The sequence below is a fragment of the Kibdelosporangium phytohabitans genome, from assembly GCF_001302585.1.
GTDB lineage: Bacteria > Actinomycetota > Actinomycetes > Mycobacteriales > Pseudonocardiaceae > Kibdelosporangium > Kibdelosporangium phytohabitans.
On the sequence record NZ_CP012752.1, the window covers coordinates 2147241 to 2162320 of the forward strand.

Annotated in this window: 12 protein-coding genes, 1 tRNA gene and 2 pseudogenes; 5 read left to right on the forward strand and 10 right to left on the reverse strand. The window is 67.2% G+C overall.

Features of this window, described 5'->3' with window-relative positions; all coding sequences use genetic code 11:
• Nucleotide 1 precedes the first annotated feature (1 nt).
• Both AOZ06_RS09845 and AOZ06_RS09850 read right to left on the reverse strand, forming a co-directional pair.
• A complete protein-coding gene (locus AOZ06_RS09845) occupies nucleotides 2-544 on the reverse strand; it encodes a GNAT family N-acetyltransferase (RefSeq protein WP_063810001.1) in 543 nt (180 codons plus the stop codon).
• Between the two features lie 26 nt (nucleotides 545-570).
• Nucleotides 571-1014, reverse strand: coding sequence for an NUDIX hydrolase (locus AOZ06_RS09850; protein WP_054289155.1), 444 nt, complete (start codon nucleotides 1012-1014; stop codon nucleotides 571-573).
• A 63-nt stretch (nucleotides 1015-1077) separates the two neighbouring features.
• Between AOZ06_RS09850 and AOZ06_RS09855 the strand changes: the two genes are divergently transcribed.
• Nucleotides 1078-1527, forward strand: a complete 450-nt coding sequence (locus tag AOZ06_RS09855; RefSeq protein ID WP_054289156.1) for a hypothetical protein — start codon at nucleotides 1078-1080, stop codon at nucleotides 1525-1527.
• On the opposite strand, the gene AOZ06_RS09860 is transcribed toward AOZ06_RS09855, so the two are convergent.
• From AOZ06_RS09860 to AOZ06_RS09875, 3 genes are all read right to left on the reverse strand, one after another.
• Nucleotides 1487-2269 (reverse strand): TetR/AcrR family transcriptional regulator, encoded by a 783-nt coding sequence (locus AOZ06_RS09860; protein WP_054289157.1) that lies wholly within the window; start codon nucleotides 2267-2269, stop codon nucleotides 1487-1489. The genes AOZ06_RS09855 and AOZ06_RS09860 overlap by 41 nt on opposite strands.
• 123 nt (nucleotides 2270-2392) lie before the next feature.
• Entirely contained in the window at nucleotides 2393-2602 is a 210-nt protein-coding gene (locus AOZ06_RS09865) for a hypothetical protein (protein ID WP_157232945.1), read from the reverse strand.
• Between the two features lie 726 nt (nucleotides 2603-3328).
• Nucleotides 3329-3402, reverse strand: a tRNA-Leu gene (locus AOZ06_RS09875).
• Nucleotides 3403-3537: 135 nt separating this feature from the next.
• Between AOZ06_RS09875 and AOZ06_RS09880 the strand changes: the two genes are divergently transcribed.
• Entirely contained in the window at nucleotides 3538-3759 is a 222-nt protein-coding gene (locus AOZ06_RS09880; RefSeq protein ID WP_054289160.1) for a DUF3618 domain-containing protein, read from the forward strand.
• Between the two features lie 15 nt (nucleotides 3760-3774).
• On the opposite strand, the gene AOZ06_RS09885 is transcribed toward AOZ06_RS09880, so the two are convergent.
• Complete coding sequence (locus tag AOZ06_RS09885; RefSeq protein WP_063810002.1) at nucleotides 3775-4218, reverse strand: hypothetical protein; 444 nt, start codon at nucleotides 4216-4218, stop codon at nucleotides 3775-3777.
• A 126-nt stretch (nucleotides 4219-4344) separates the two neighbouring features.
• Complete coding sequence (locus AOZ06_RS09890) at nucleotides 4345-4983, reverse strand: TetR/AcrR family transcriptional regulator (RefSeq protein ID WP_335338376.1); 639 nt, start codon at nucleotides 4981-4983, stop codon at nucleotides 4345-4347.
• Nucleotides 4984-5060: 77 nt separating this feature from the next.
• On the opposite strand from AOZ06_RS09890, the gene AOZ06_RS09895 reads away from it, so the two are divergent.
• On the forward strand, nucleotides 5061-6530 hold the full coding sequence (locus AOZ06_RS09895; RefSeq protein WP_054289162.1) for a flavin-containing monooxygenase: 1470 nt from the start codon (nucleotides 5061-5063) through the stop codon (nucleotides 6528-6530).
• A 294-nt stretch (nucleotides 6531-6824) separates the two neighbouring features.
• On the opposite strand, the pseudogene AOZ06_RS56090 reads toward AOZ06_RS09895, so the two are convergent.
• The 3 genes and pseudogenes from AOZ06_RS56090 to AOZ06_RS09910 all read right to left on the reverse strand — a co-directional run.
• Nucleotides 6825-7304 (reverse strand): annotated as a pseudogene (locus tag AOZ06_RS56090) (helix-turn-helix transcriptional regulator); the annotation flags it as partial.
• Nucleotides 7305-7407: 103 nt separating this feature from the next.
• Nucleotides 7408-8886 carry an LCP family protein gene (locus AOZ06_RS09905; RefSeq protein ID WP_054289163.1) on the reverse strand — a complete coding sequence of 493 codons (1479 nt, stop codon included), beginning with the start codon at nucleotides 8884-8886 and terminating at the stop codon, nucleotides 7408-7410.
• 508 nt (nucleotides 8887-9394) lie between these two features.
• Nucleotides 9395-11341: a phospholipase A2 gene (locus AOZ06_RS09910; protein WP_169798892.1), complete on the reverse strand. Its 1947-nt coding sequence runs from the start codon at nucleotides 11339-11341 to the stop codon at nucleotides 9395-9397.
• A gap of 93 nt (nucleotides 11342-11434) precedes the next feature.
• Here AOZ06_RS09910 and AOZ06_RS61985 point away from each other — a divergent pair.
• A pseudogene (locus AOZ06_RS61985) lies at nucleotides 11435-11842 on the forward strand (helix-turn-helix domain-containing protein); the annotation flags it as partial.
• A 15-nt stretch (nucleotides 11843-11857) separates the two neighbouring features.
• A complete protein-coding gene (locus tag AOZ06_RS09915; protein WP_236952163.1) occupies nucleotides 11858-14869 on the forward strand; it encodes an ATP-binding protein in 3012 nt (1003 codons plus the stop codon).
• The last annotated feature ends 211 nt before the right edge of the window (nucleotides 14870-15080 follow it).

Consider the following 15080-nt stretch of genomic DNA (forward strand, 5'->3'; position numbering starts at 1 on the left):
GTCACCAGACGTCGCCGTCTCGCCAGTCACAGGCAATCGCGCCGGACAGGTCCAACTGGACGGCCACCGGAAGCACGTAGATGTTGCCGTCGTCGTCCTCGGTACGGGCGAGGCCGTCAGGCGTGACCACCGAGGACGGTCCTTCCCAGAGCTGCCACCCGCGTGACCTGTACAGCGCCGCACCGTCATCACTGGCGCCCAGGACACCTAGGTCGTACGCACCTCGCACGATGCGCTCAAGTTCTGCCATGACGGTTCCGCCGTGTCCTTGGCGACGCCTGTCAGGGCGCACAGCCACTGCCTCGACATGGCCGGCGCGGAGAGGGCGTCCTTCGACAAGCATGCGCCGCTGCACTACGGCGCCGTGCGCGATCAGGTCCTGCCCGTCCCACAGCAGGGCGTGCATGCCACCGAGGGCGTGGTTCCAGTCCTCGTCGGAGAAGTCACCGTCGAAGCCCGTTGTCATCAGGTCCCGGATCGTGGCCCTGGTGGCGGTGTCCAGGTCGGCTGTGTGCGCCGTCCGCAGTTGTGTCACGTGGTCCATTCTGGTGGCGCGCGGAATCGGCCACGTCAGGTTTTCGGCCATCCGAGCAGGGCGAACCCCTGATTGGCGCGGTACGCGCGGACACCGGCCGCCGAGTACTCGATCATGTCGGACGGCAGGTCGTCCAGTCCGAACCAGCCGAGTTCGGAGCACTTCAGCGGCTCGCGGTTGACCGGCTCGCCCGTCCAGCGCAGCGTCTCGAAGAACAGCCCGAGCCGCGGTTCGATCCCGGAACTGGTCACGTGCGACGTGTGCACGTGCCGGAGGTCGCCGTGCTCGATCCGGACTCCGACCTCCTCCTCGGCCTCGCGTGCCGCCGCGTCCAGCACCGACTCGCCCGCGTCGAGCTTGCCGGACGGCAGGTGCCACTGGCCGTCGAAGCGGGGTGAGGGATCACGGCGACGGCTCAGCAGCAGCTCACCGTCCCTGATCAACAGCAGGTGCACGTCGACGATGTGCCGGTCGGTCATGGGCCGATCCTCCTACGCCGAACCTTGCCGTACACTGTACGGCAAGAGTGGAAAGGCAGGGGTATGGCTGAGATTCCGGAAGCAGTGGCGGCCAGTGGCACGTTCGAGCCGTCGGCCGAGGACGTGGCGAGCGTCGAAGCGTGGTTCGCCAAGTACGACGGGCACGTCGCCAACGCTGAACTGGAGCAGATGGCAGACATGGCGATGTTCCCGTTGAACATCGTCAGCGACAGCGACGAGTCGGGCAACGGCGGTGCGGCACAACAGACCCGGGAGCAGTTCATCGAGAGCATGTCCCAGGTGGTCGGCGGCGCGGGCGACATGAAGATGGAGTCCAACCGCTCGCCGATCTTCCTGACCAAGCAACTGGTTCTTGTCGTCACCGACGCGACCTTCACGATCGAAGGCGTCGCCCAGTCGGTGCGCTACGCGGACCTCCTGGTCAAAAAGGACGGCCAGTGGCTGTTCCAGACTATGGTGCAGGGCGGCTGGGGCGATCAGCTGAGCGGCTGACGAACACCTCGATCCCGTCGAGCAAGCGGCTCAACCCGAACTCGAACGCGAAGTCCGGATCGATCGTGCCGTCGAACGCCGCACCGGCGGTTGCGCCGACCGTCGCCGCGACGGGGTACTTCTCCGCGTCCCCGATCTGGGCGAGGAACGGCTGGTGCGCCGCCCACCAGTCGTTGTCCGTCATTCCGGTCACGCGCTCGGCCTGGGTTTTCTCCACGCTGACGCGAGCGGCGCCGTGCACGTACTGCAGGACGAGGGTGAGCACGGCGTCCATCTCGACCTCGCTCAACCCGGTGACGGTGACCGCCCGCAGCTCGTAGTCGTACTTGGCGATCAAGTTCGGCCCGAGCGGCGGGCGAGTCGTCTGGACGTGCAGCAGCCAGGGGTGGCGCGAATAAAGGGCCAGGTTCTCTCGGGCAACCTGGTCCAGTCGTTCGCGCCACGACCTGCCGTCCATGTCCGGGCGTGTGGTCTCGCCGTAGACGGTGTCGACCATGACGTCCAGCAGTTCGCCCTTACCGGGCACGTGGGTGTAGATGGACATCGTGCCGACACCGAGCTGCTCGGCGACCCGGCGCATCGACAGCGCCGCGAGGCCTTCCTGGTCGGCCAGTTCGATCGCGGCTCGCACGATCCGGTCGACGGTCAGCGCGGGTTTGGCGCCCCGGCTTTGCCGTTCGGTCGTGCGCCACAGCAACGCGAGACTTCGTGAGGGATCCCCTGAACCGCCGTACTCGATCACCGATGCCTCCCGCAGCGCCCCTACGGTCGCAACCGTACAGCGCGGGCCGGACAATTCGGCGAGGTGATCAGGATTCCGGAACGAGTCGTTATGGGCAGCCGGATGGCCGTCGATTGATCACAATCAATTCTTGACCCGCACAGGCGGTGTGGTGTCCCGTGTGGAGTACGCCGAGTCCATTTCGGTGCCCGAGATCTTGCCGTCGGTCATCAGAATCGCCTGCTTGCCGAGGCCCGCGGCCTCGAGACGCAGGCCCACCTCGTAAGCGAGGCTCGCGTACTGCCGGTTGCTGAAATCACCGAGCACCCGGATGGTCAGATCTCGATATGTCATGCGTTGAACCCTGGCGCGACCGGGCGCCTCGCACAAGTCGCCCAATGGTGCGGCTTTTCAACCGCATAAACGAATACGGAGTGTCCAAACGGGAATTAATGATCACGAATATGTCCACTGTGTTCCGGCAGACGTGAACGGCACGACCGCAACGGATACGCAATGGCGCTGTGCGGACTGGCACTGCTCACCACAGCCGTACGTCGATTGCCGCGGTCGTTCGCTGAAACCCAGGAGTCCACTCCTGGTGCGTGTCAAGGACCTCCCCGTGTTCACCCACGTTCGTGTGATCGAGCCGCTGATGGCTGCTTTGTTCGGGTCGGTGTCGACGCGTCGGACGCCGGTCAGGTGCTCACTCCTGCGCAACTTCACCTACGAGACGACGCTCTACGCGGCCAAGACCGGCGACGAGTTCGCGGCGAGGCCAAGGCAAGGAACGCCCCACGGTCACGCTGGGCGACCAGACCGACGCTGATGAAGGGATCGTGGCGTTCACCCGCCCTTTGTGAAGATCGCCTGAACAGCACTGGCCGTCCCTGACCTGAAAGCCCTGGTCAAGCCCCATGGTCACGCCATCACGCCAGCGGCGCAGTCGGTCCCCGGGTCAGTGCTGCCTGGCTGATTCGTGAGGAGCACGCACCATCGAACGTGCGCCTCGGCCCCCGAAGGACGACAGGCCGACCCGGCGAGGTGGGACGGCCACCGAGCGGGGTCGGCCTGAGAACGTAGGGCCGGGGGGACTTGAACCCCCACTTGCACGGACCTAAACCGTGTGCCTCTGCCAATTGGGCTACGGCCCCTCTTCGACTTCGCGGGCCATAGCCTAGTGGTTGTGGGCGGTGGCCTGTTCGGCGCCGGTCATATCCCGGGGCCGCGGGTGCGGGCCGGGTGATCTACCGTGGTGCGCCGAGAGCCAGCCAGTTTTTGGAGGACATGTGGCCCGCGATCCTGACACCATTCAGCGCGACATCGAGCAGGCCCGTGACGCGCTGGCGTCCACACTCGACCAGCTCAGCGAGAAGGCCAACCCGAAGAAGCTGGTCGACGACGCCACGGCGAGCGTGAAGTCGAAGTTCGACGACCCGCGGGTGAAGGCCGCGCTGATCGGCGTCGGTGTGCTGGTCGCGGTCGTCGTCGTCCGGCGGCTCTTCCGCTGAGCCACCTCGTGGGGACTACGAGCCGGTAGTCGCTTCCGCCGGCTCGTCCCCCGCGGTTTCACCGGCGCCTTCGGTGCCGTCCTTCGCGGAGGGGGCCTTCGCGGAGGTGGCCTGCTCAGCGGGCTCGGTCTGCCCGGGTTTGCCCTTCTCCGCGGTCGCGTTCCCGGCGCCTGAGGCGGGCGTGGCCGCTTTGCCGTCCGGGGATGCGTCGACGTGCTGCGGCTTGGCCAGCCGGGCGTTCAAGTACGCCGTCGTGAACTCCAGCGCGTCGCCGTCGAGCCGGTGGACCACCGTGCGGTTCTTCTCGTCGCCTGCGAGTTCGTCGACCAGCTGGTCGGCTCGGTCGCGCGCCGCGATCAATCCTGGTGCTGTGGCGGTGAGGGTTTTTCCCCTGCCGACGATCGTGATGGTCCAGTCGTCGCCATCCGGCACGTAGTTCGCTTCGATCGGTTCCATCATGGGCCGGCCCCTCTCGCCGCGGCTCCTTCGTCGAGCTTGCTCGTCACCATTAGACGTCTTACGAGCCTATCTCGACACTTCAGCAGCGGGTGATCGATCCAGAGTGTTACCCCTCACGCGGATCTGCTACTGAGGGTGGTCATCTTGGTGGGCGAGTTCGCCTCGAAGGCCGAACCACGTCATCCGCATGATGTGTTCAGCGGCTTGCTCAGGTGTCACATCGTCATGTCGGACGTACCAGACGGACAGTCGCTCGCACGCTCCGACGAGGATCTCGGCGGCAGCTTCGAGCGACCGTTGGTCCGTGTCGGGCATGTATGCCGAGAACAGCGCGATGTGCAGCTGGATCTGCTCCTGGCGGGCGGTCTCGATCTCGGCGACGGCAGCCGGGCCGACCACGGCCGTCTCGGTCCGCAGCAGCAGCTCCCATGACCGGCGGTGGTCGTCGGTGAACCGGAAGAACGCCTGCAGGCCGCTGCGCAGCGCCTCCTCGGGCGAGCGCGCGCCGATCACCGACTGGGCGGTCTGTTCCCGCAACTCGGTGCGCACCTGCCGGATGCACGCCACCAGCAAGCCCTCTTTCGAGCCGAAGTACTCGTAGATCATCGGCTTGGACACGCCGACACGGTCGGCGATCTCATCCATCGAGGTCGCGGCGTAACCGCGCTCGGCGAAGACCGCTTCGGCGATCGTCATCATCTGCCGTTCCCGGTCTGCCCGTGGCATCCGGCGGCGGCGTTCGGTCCTGGTCTCCGCACTTGTCACAACTTGAGTCTACCGTTACCTACTTGAAGTAACCTACTATCGGTAACATCGGTGGGCCCTGCAGGCTTGGAGGTCACATGGGCAAGCGCTACGAGACCGGCGTCGTTGTGGTCGGCACCGGCTTCTCCGGCCTGGGGATGGCTATCCAGCTGCGCAAGGCGGGCCGGACGGACTTCCTGGTCCTGGAGAAGGCACAGGACGTCGGCGGCACGTGGCGGGACAACACGTACCCGGGGTGTGCCTGCGACGTGCAGTCGCACATGTACTCGTTCTCGTTCGAACAGAACCCGGACTGGAGCCGGTCCTTCTCCCCGCAGCCGGAGATCTGGGACTACCTGCGCCGTGTCGCCGACAAGTACGGCGTGCGCGAGTACATCCGGTTCGGCACCGAGATGGTCGGCGCGCGGTGGGACGCGGACGAAAACCGCTGGCACCTGCGGGCGCGCAACGGCGACGAGTACGTCGCCAAGTTCGTCGTCTCGGGTATGGGCGGGCTGCACATCCCGCGGATCCCGGAACTGCCGGGCCTGCCGGACTTCAAGGGCGAGGTTTTCCACTCGGCCGAGTGGAACCACGACGTCGACCTGCGCGGCAAGCGCGTCGCGGTGATCGGCACAGGTGCAAGCGCGGTCCAGTTCGTGCCCCAGATCGCCCCGGACGTGGCCGAACTCACGCTCTTCCAGCGCACACCGCCGTGGATCATGCCCAAGCCGGACCACGCGATGCCGGAGTGGACCAAGCGGGTGTTCAAGTCGGTGCCCGGCGCGCAGCGGCTGTACCGCAACGCCATCTACTGGCTGCTCGAGGCGCGGGCCATCGGGTTCAACGGCAATCCACGTTTGATGAAGGCCGGGGAATGGCTCGCTCGCCGGCACATGGCGCGCCAGATCAGCAACCCCGAGTTGCGCCGCAAGGTGACGCCGGACTACACCATGGGCTGCAAGCGAGTCCTGATCTCCAATGACTACTACCCGGCGCTCGCGCGTGACAACGTCAACGTGGTCACCGAAGGCGTCACACACGTGCGCGAGAACAGCGTGATCGCGGCGGACGGCACAGAGCACCAGGTCGACGCGATCATCTTCGGCACCGGCTTCCACGTCACGGACGCGTTCGACGAGCTGGAAGTGGTCGGGCTGGAGGACAAGAACCTGGCCAAGGTGTGGAGCGACCGGGGGATGCAGACCCACAAGGGCATCACGGTCTCCGGCTTCCCGAACCTGTTCTTCCTGCTCGGCCCGAACACCGCGCTCGGGCACAACTCGGTCGTCTTCATGATCGAGTCCCAGATCCGGTACGTCGCCGACGCCATCGAACTCGTCGAGCGCAGTGCAGCGAAAGCGTTGAACGTGAAGCCCGCTGTGCAGGACGGCTTCAATGACCGGATTCAGCGCAAGCTCGTCAACGGTGTGTGGACGCAGGGCGGGTGCAAGAGCTGGTACCTGGACTCGATGGGCGTGAACCGGACCGTGTGGCCGGGCTTCACCTGGCGCTACTGGCTGGAGACGCGCTCAGTCGACCCGGCCGACTTCGAGTTGATCAGGTAGGCCCGTGGCTCCGCGGCCGATCTGAAGCTGGACCTGCCGACCATTCAGGTGGGCTTCATAGCGCCGCTGTGAAGCTCCACTGAAAAGGCTCGGCCTGAACACACACGGCCTCATGTCGCGGGATGCCAGGGAGGTCCCGCGGCACGAGGCCGTGCAGCTGTCATCGGCCGGTCAGCCGGCGCCGTTGCGTTCGCTTCCGTTGCCGGCGCTGTGGTGGCCGTTGTGCTCCTCGCCGTCGTGATCGTCGCCGTGGTGATCGTCGCCGTGGTCCACGTAGACCGGCGGCTCGCTGGGTGCGCCACCGATCCGGCGCAACAGTCCGATCAGGTCGACGGTGTCCAACCCGCAGAGTTCGGCCATGCGTTCCAATGCGGCGAAATCGAGGTGGACCTCGGCGGCACCCGCGGTGTGACCCGCCGGGTGGTGGTCGAGTCTGTCCCGCGCCCAGCGCCGCAGCGGCAGCAGTTCGGGATGGTCGTCGCAGACGACCTGGCGCAGGTCGATCCGGACCCGGCCGCGTGGCGAGTCGGTGAACACCCGCTCGTGCACGCGTGCGATCAACTCGTGGGGGAGCTCGTCCAGCGCCAGGCAGATCTCCACGAACCGGACCATCGAACATTGCCGGGTGCCCAGTTCGTAGGTTGCCAGCGTCTGCAGCGAGATGTCGCTCTGCAAGCGGCGATTGAGCTGCTTGCGAGTCAGACCGCGCTTCTTACGCAGCCTGCGGATCTCGTCCCCGAGCACCCGCTGGTACACAACCACGTCGAACAACACACAGGTGAAACTCGCCAGTAGCGGCACTCTTACGCGGAAGTAGCTTTTTCTTCCCCGTGTTACGCCGAACGAGTGACCTCGGAGCGCGGTGACCCGAGGTCGATCAGTTGACGCACGGCGCGCCGTTGGAGCCGATCCTCGGCGCCGACCCGCCAGGTTGCTGCTGGGTGAGCGCGGGAGCGGGGTCGAGCTGCAGTAGTGGCTGTCCTGCGAAGCCACTGGTCGCCTTGTAGTCCTTGCCCAGGAAAACGGCCACATGTCCCTTGGTGAGGGTGGTGTCCTGCTCCACTGTGAAGTCCCCGCCGAGTGCGGCGGCGACCTTGTCGCCGCTTTCCTTCTCACCGCGCGCGTGGCGGATCACGGTCGTCGTCCTGGCCTTCACGTTGCTGGTTTCGCCGGCGGTGAAGCCCTTGCCGCCCAGCGCCTCGGAGACCTGGTTGGCCAGCCCGGTCTTGCCGTTGCCGTTGCGCACGTCGACCGTGATCGCCTTGTTGTCCGAGCTGCCGGGCTTGTCCGACGGGGACGGCGCGCCGCTCGACGGACTTGCCTGCCCGCCGCCGAGCAGGCCCTGCACGAACGTCTTCACCTCGGCGGGCTTGATCTCGACCGCGTCCCCGTCCTCCGGGGTCTTGAGGTCGGGACGGCCGGTCGGGATGGTCCGGAAATCCAGCGCGCCGCCGGACATGCCCTGCATCTGCTTGGCGAACTGGACGATGTTCCAGCCCTGGTTCAGCACGATCGACTTCTTGATCGCGGAGAGCAGCTTGTCCAGCCTGCTCTGGTCGGTCAGGGTGCCCGCGCTGAGCACCTTCGTGGCCATGCTCTTCATGAACACCTGTTGGCGCACGATCCGGTCCAGGTCACCGTTGGGCAACCCGTGCCGCTGGCGGACGAACGACAGCGCCGCCGGGCCCGACACCTCCTGCTCACCGGCGGGGAACCGGGCGCCGGAGAAGCTGTCGTTGACCGCCTTGACCAGGCAGACCGGGACGCCGCCGACCGCGTCGGTGATATCGGCGAAGCCGAGCAGGTTGACCTCGGCGTAGTTGTCGATCCGTGCGCCGGTGAGCTCCTGGATCGTGTCGATCAGGGTCCGCGCGCCGACCTTGCTGGACTCGACCTCCAGTTTCGCCTGGTCCTTGATGCCCTGGTTCTTCAGCTTGCGCATCTCGCTGAGCTTGCCGCGGCCGTACGCGGAGTTGATCTTGTGTTTGCCGTAGCCGCCGGGGATGTTGACGTACGAGTCACGCGGGATCGAGACGCCGATACCCTTGCTGCCGTCGTTCGGGATGCGCATCAGGATGATCGTGTCGGTGTTCAGCTCGCCGTCGGCCTTGCCGCCGTTCAGCCTCGCCAACTGCTCCTTGGGCAGCGGATTGCCCTGGGCGTCCACCCGGCTGTCCAGGCCGACCAGCAGGATGTCGGTCGCGCCGTCGGCCGGTTTCGGGCCGCCCGCGTCCCCGTCGATCACGTTCGCGGTCGTGTAGCCGTCGACGATCTCGCTGTACTTGTTGTAGCCGTAGCCGGTGGCGCCGAGAAGGATCAACGAGACCACCGCGACCGCTACCTTGCCGCCGATCATTTTCGGACGGCGCGGCTCGCCGGCCACTCGCGGACGTGCACGCTCACGCTCCGACGCGCGTTCGCGGGACGGAGCCATCCGCGTACGTGGGCCTTCATCCCGGAAATCCTCGTCCCGCCTCGACGGCCGCGCGGGCTGGCGAGATGAGGGGAGCTGGTCACGACCAGGTGGCGGCACCCGTCGCCTGGGTGGCGCACCCTGCTGGCCACGCGGCGGTACCGGACGTCCTCCTCGTCCCTGGTCGCCAGCGCGGCCGCTCGACCTAGGCGGCCCGTACTCCAACTACCTCTCCTGTCAGCTCGGCTATGCCCTGTCCCCGACTACCTAGTGGACGCACCGGGAGGGCATCCGGTTGACCGGTAGGGTGGCATACCATCGCGGCCGAGGTGTCGACCACGTCACGGTACGGCGTGCCGCAGCCGATCTGACCGGTCACTCGACCCCTCTGACCAGCGGTGACTCCGTCGGTACCGATGTGGCGCGTTGCGTGCGCCACATCCATACGAGATTACCCAGCGTTCGCGATGCTCGCTCTGTCACGCATTCTGATCACCGTGACATGTCCGGCGACCGCCAACGCCAACACCACGGTCGCGCCGTGCACGACAGCGCCGGACACGCTCCACGTGGACATGATCGGCGGGATGCAGGCGGCCGCTGTGAGCAGCCATGGCCATGTTCTGCCAGTTTTGCCGCTGTGCACGACGTGCAGCAGGTAACCGCCGAGCATCAGGTGGATCAGGTTGGCCATCGGGTCCAACGCCATACCGAACACTGCTGGCGCGCCGACCTGCCAGTTCACGCCGGTCACGGCGAATCCGAGTACGCCGAGCGTCGCGTAGCCGACGCCGAGGGCGCACGCCAGCGTCTGCACACCGTTGATCGGGCCCGGCAGATCGGCCATCGGACGCGGTCGCCGCTCGTACCAGAGGAAGGCCACCAACGTCGCCGCGGTGATCATCGAGATCGCCAGCCACGTCCGCGGCCGGGTGAACCAGTCGAATCCGACCGAGCTGGTCAGACCGGCGAACACCAGCACGATCCCGACGTACACCAGATACACCGTCATCGGCCTGGACCGCAGGAAACCGACAACCCGCACCGGCACCCAGTCGAACGACCGGACCGTGCACGCCAGACTGACCTGCGCGATACCCAGCAGCGGCAAGTATCCGAGGACCACGAACGCGACCAGCGCCGTACCGGCCACGCCGAACAGCACAGGCCGCGGGATCCGGCGCAGCGAGCCGTCCTCCCAGTGGAATGCCAGCTGGCCGAATCCGAGAGCCAGCAGCAGCCCACTGGCCAGGAGGTACGCGTCGGTCGACCCGGCGACGTGCACGATTGTCGAACCAGTCAGCAGGACCAGGGGGACCGCGGCACCGAACCGTTCACGCAACCACTGCATCGCGGGGCACGCGGCCACCGTGACCAGGAACAGGCCGAGCACCCACAGCGGTTCAAGGACCAGCGACCCGACCGACGTGATCGTGTCCTCTGGAACGTCGAGCAGTTCGAGGGTCAGCGGGATGAGCAACCAGGCCAGCACGAACGCGAACACCGGTCTGAGCAGGGCGTGGATCCGGATCGCGAGATACGACCCGTAGTCGTGACCAGAGGAGCGCCACGCCATGAGGTTGGCGTGGCCACCGGCGAAGAACAACAACGGCGCGAGCCGCAGCAACCAGAAGCCGCCGGCGTGCGTGAACGCGAGGACGGTCTCGCCCACCACGATCCCGACCATGCTCACCACCCGCAGCATCGACATGTAGTCAACGGGTGGCGCATCTGATGAGCCGGGGGATGACCTGCGCAAACGACTCCACGGCGGCCGTCCGGCCAGCAGCATGACCACCACGACCAAACCGACCGCCCACGACGAGATCGGCTCCGCGCGTGGCGGGCCCCACCGCTGGTGCCACGAGTTGACCACCAGCCCGGCCGTGTACACGTCGGCGACGATCTGGCACGTGCCCGCGGAGTCCTTCGGGTTGAGCTCGCACTGTTTGTGCATGTCCCTGGACAGTTGGTCGTCCAGTCTGCGGCGCAGGTCCGCCGGCAACGGGTGGCCCTTTTTCTCGGCGTAACGCAGCAGGTCGTAGCCCAGATCGTGCGCCTTGCAGCCGACGCTGTAATCCCACCGGGTGTTCTCGTCGCCCATCGGTGTCGAGCAACCGCCGTCCACGTGGACCGCGCGCATCGTCCCGTCAGGCGCACGCAGCCGACCAGGCACCACCTTCTCCACCGCCGTGAAATCGGCGGGTAGCAGCGCGATCGGATCGATGCCGGACGCGGAGTCCAATAGCGCCTCGATAGTGCGCGCGGCCGCCCCGATGTCAGCCGCCAGCGGACCGTCCGACGGCAGACTGCCAGGTGGCGGCGCCGGACGGGACGCGACTATTCCAAAAGTCAATGCCGCGACCGTGACCGCCAGCACCCCCAGCAACCTGCGCACACGCCGAAAGTACCGTTCACCCCGCGACATCGCGGTAAGGGTGGCCCTCAGATCCGGTATGGCTGGCCGGGTTGTTCGGGCAGGATCAACGCCATGGCGTCCGGCCCGAACGAATTGGGTGAGCTGCTTCGCGCTCACCGAGTCCGCGCTGGGTTGACCCAGCAGGAGTTGGCCGATCGCGCCGAGGTGAGCGTCCGTGCGGTCCGGTACATCGAGCAGGGCCGGGTCGCCAAGCCACGGCCTGCCTCGATGCGCAGGCTCGCCGAGGTCGTCGGACTGGTCCTGGACGGCCGCGACGAATTGCGGATCGGCGCGCTCGGGCCGTTGAGCGTGCGCACGGGCGCGGGACCGGTCGACATCGGACCGTCGATGCCCCGATCACTGCTGGCGTTGCTGGCGCTGCAGCCGAACCGGGTCGTCACCCGCGAGGAGATCGTGGACGTGCTGTGGGGCGAACACCCGCCGAAGTCCTCGCTGAACCTCGTCTATACATATGTCGCACGACTTAGACGTTCGTTGGACCCGGCCCAGCCGATCACCGCCGCACACGGCGGCTACCTGCTGAAAGTCGACGAAGCCGGTCTGGACGTCCTGCGGTTCGACGGGCTGGCCACCCGTGCCCGCGTGCTTGCCGGCGACGACCCGCACACCGCGGAGGCGACGTTCGTCGAAGCGCTGCAGTGCTGGCGCGGTGGCGTGTTGTCGGACATGCCCGACCGGTTGCGCCAGCACCCAGCCGCGATGGCCCTCGCACAGCGCCGCCTCGCGACAGCCCTGAGCTACGCCGACCTGGCCATGAAGCTCGGCCAGCATGAAAACGCCGCGGTCCAGCTGCAACGGCTGACCGGCGAAGACCCGTTGCACGGCGGTCTGCACGAAGGACTCAACGCGCGGCTGATGCTCGCGCTGGCCGGGTCAGGGCAGCAGGCCGCCGCGCTGCGCCTGTTCGGTGAGGTCCGCGACCGCCTGGCCGACGAACTCGGCGTCCGGCCCGGCATGGAGATGCGCGAGGCCCACCTGCGGATCCTGCAGCGGGAATCACCGGCCACGACTCTGGTGGCGCCCTCACCGGGCCGCAGCATCCCGGCCCAGCTGCCGGCGGACGTCACCGGGTTCGCCGGTCGTGAGGCCCAGCTCGAGGCGCTGGATGCCCTGGTCCCCGAGGGCAGCCAGGCCAGTGCGGTGGTCATTGTGACCATCGAGGGCATCGCGGGTGTCGGCAAGACAGCGTTGGCCGTGCACTGGGCACACCGGGTGCGCAGCCGGTATCCCGACGGCCAGTTGTACGTCGACCTGCGCGGTTACGCCTCTGGCGCACCAGTTCGGCCACTCGACGCGCTGTCGCGATTCCTGCACGCGCTCGGGGTTCCCGCCGAACAGGTCCCGATCGACGTCGAAGAGGGAATGGGCCTGTACCGGACGCTGCTGGCCAACCGCCGTGTCCTGATCGTGCTGGACAACGCCAGCGGCGTCGACCAGGTCCGGCCGTTGCTGCCGGGCAGCGCGGGCTGCCTGGTCCTGGTGACCAGCCGGGGCAGGCTCGGCGGGTTGTCGGCACGTGAAGGCGCCTACAGGCTGGCACTGGACGGCCTGCATCCCGACGAAGCCAAAGCGCTGCTGGCGCGCAGCGTCGGCCAGGACCGGATGCGTGACGAGGCGGCGTCGGTCGCCGAACTGCTCGAAGCCTGCGCCTATCTGCCGTTGGCGTTGCGCATCGCAGCGGCCAACATCAACTCCGGACCACACACCGAGATCGCGGCGTACACCGCGGACCTCCGCAGGCACGGCAGGCTCGCCGGGCTGAGCGTCGAAGGCGACGAGCAGGGCGCGGTCCAGGCGGCGTTCGACCTGTCCTACGCCCAGCTCGAACCGGACTCGCAGAACCTCTTCCGCCTCCTGGGCCTGATCCCCGGCACGGACTTCTCGCCGGACGAGGCGATCGCGATGACCGGCGGCACCCCGGCCAAGGTGCGCCGCGGTCTCGGCCACCTCGTCTCGGCCAACCTCGTGCACCCGGAACCCGGCGACCGTTACAGCCTGCACGACCTGCTGGCCGAATACGCGAGCCTGCGCGCACGTGAAGACGACGCCACGGTCGCTCTGGACCGGCTGCTCGACTTCTACCTGCACACCGCCCACGCGGCGACGAGCCTGCTCTTCCCGGACACCTCCCGGCTGCCGGTGCCCAAGATGGCCGACGGCGCGCACGTGGTCGTGCTCGCCGACGAGACCGAGGCGATCAGCTGGCTGGACGCCGAACGCCCGAACCTGATCGCCGCGGCGAACTGGGCGGCGGCCAACGGGCCGCGCAGATACGCCTGGCAGATCACCGACGTGCTGCGCGGGTACTTCATCAGCCGGGGACACGGAGTCGACGGCTTGGAGATCTGCCATGTGGCGCTCGACGCGGCCAGACAGGAAGGCGACCGGCTCGCTGAGGCGTCGATGCTCGACATCCTCGGCCTCGTCTACTACAACCTCAGCGACTACCAGCGCGCGATCACCCACCACAACGAAGCGCTCGCCCTCAACCGGCAGATCAGCAACCGGGCCGGTGAGGCGGCGTCCCTGCACAACCTCGGGCGCGTGCACTCCCAGCTGGGCAGGCCCGCCCAGGCGGCCAGCTACTACTCACAAGCGCTGACCATCCACCGTGAGACCGGAAATCGCGTTGGCGAGGCGACCGGTTTGAACTACGTCGGCGTCGCGCAGCTGTCCCTCGGCCGGCCGGATCAGGCGTTGAGCTGGCACAAGCAGTCGATCACGCTCGCCCGCGACCTGGGCAACCGGTACGTGGAGGCGCGCGCGTTGAACGGCGCGGGGCTCGCGCATTGGGCCATGGGTGAGCTGGACAACTCCGTGCAGTGTCACCTTCGCGCGCTCGCGACGTGCCGTCAGCTGGGCGACCGGCACGGCGAGGTGAGCACGATCATCTGCCTGGCCGAGACCCATTGCGACGCGGGGCGATACCGGCGCGCGGTCGTGCTGGCGCGTACGGGGATTACGCAAGGAAGACAGCTGGGCGAGCGGCGTCACGAAGTGAGCGGCCTGGACATCGTGGCGACCGCCCACATGCGACGCGGTCACACGGACATCGCGTTGGGCCACTACCGGGACGCGCTGCAACTGGCCAGGGACATCGAGTTCCGGTACGGCGAAACGTCCGTCCTGATCGGGATGGCCGCTGCGCTGCGCCGGTCGGGACACGTCGCCGAGGCGCTCACGGCGGCACGCGATGCGTTGGCCGTGATGCGTGACTCCGGTATGCGCCTGCTGGAAGCCAGAGCGTTGACGGTGCTCGCGTTGGGCCACCTGGCCTTCAACGACTTCTCCAGGGCCTACGACCACGCACAGCAGGCGCTGACGATCGCCCGGAAAACCGGCCAGCGGCTGGTGGAGGCGTGGGCGCGCCAGGCGAAATGCCTCGTCCTGCGCGGCCTGGGGGAGACGGGGGAGGCGATGGTCGAGCGCGGTGCCGCGGATGCGATATACACCGCGCTCGGCGTACCCCCGGTCGAGGACCTGTGAGCTGTCCATCGGTGCCCGGCGCGTATTACGACATACCCCCCGATGCCGTAATACGCCTTCCGGGTATTTAGAACGTTAGTCTCGTTCAGTGGATCTAGAGTGAAGATTCCCTATACTTCCGAACGCCGTTCAACGGCAGCTTCACACATGCTCTGAGCTGCGGTTGAGCGTGTGAACTCAATCGGCGACCGGCAACTTCTCGGCGAGAATC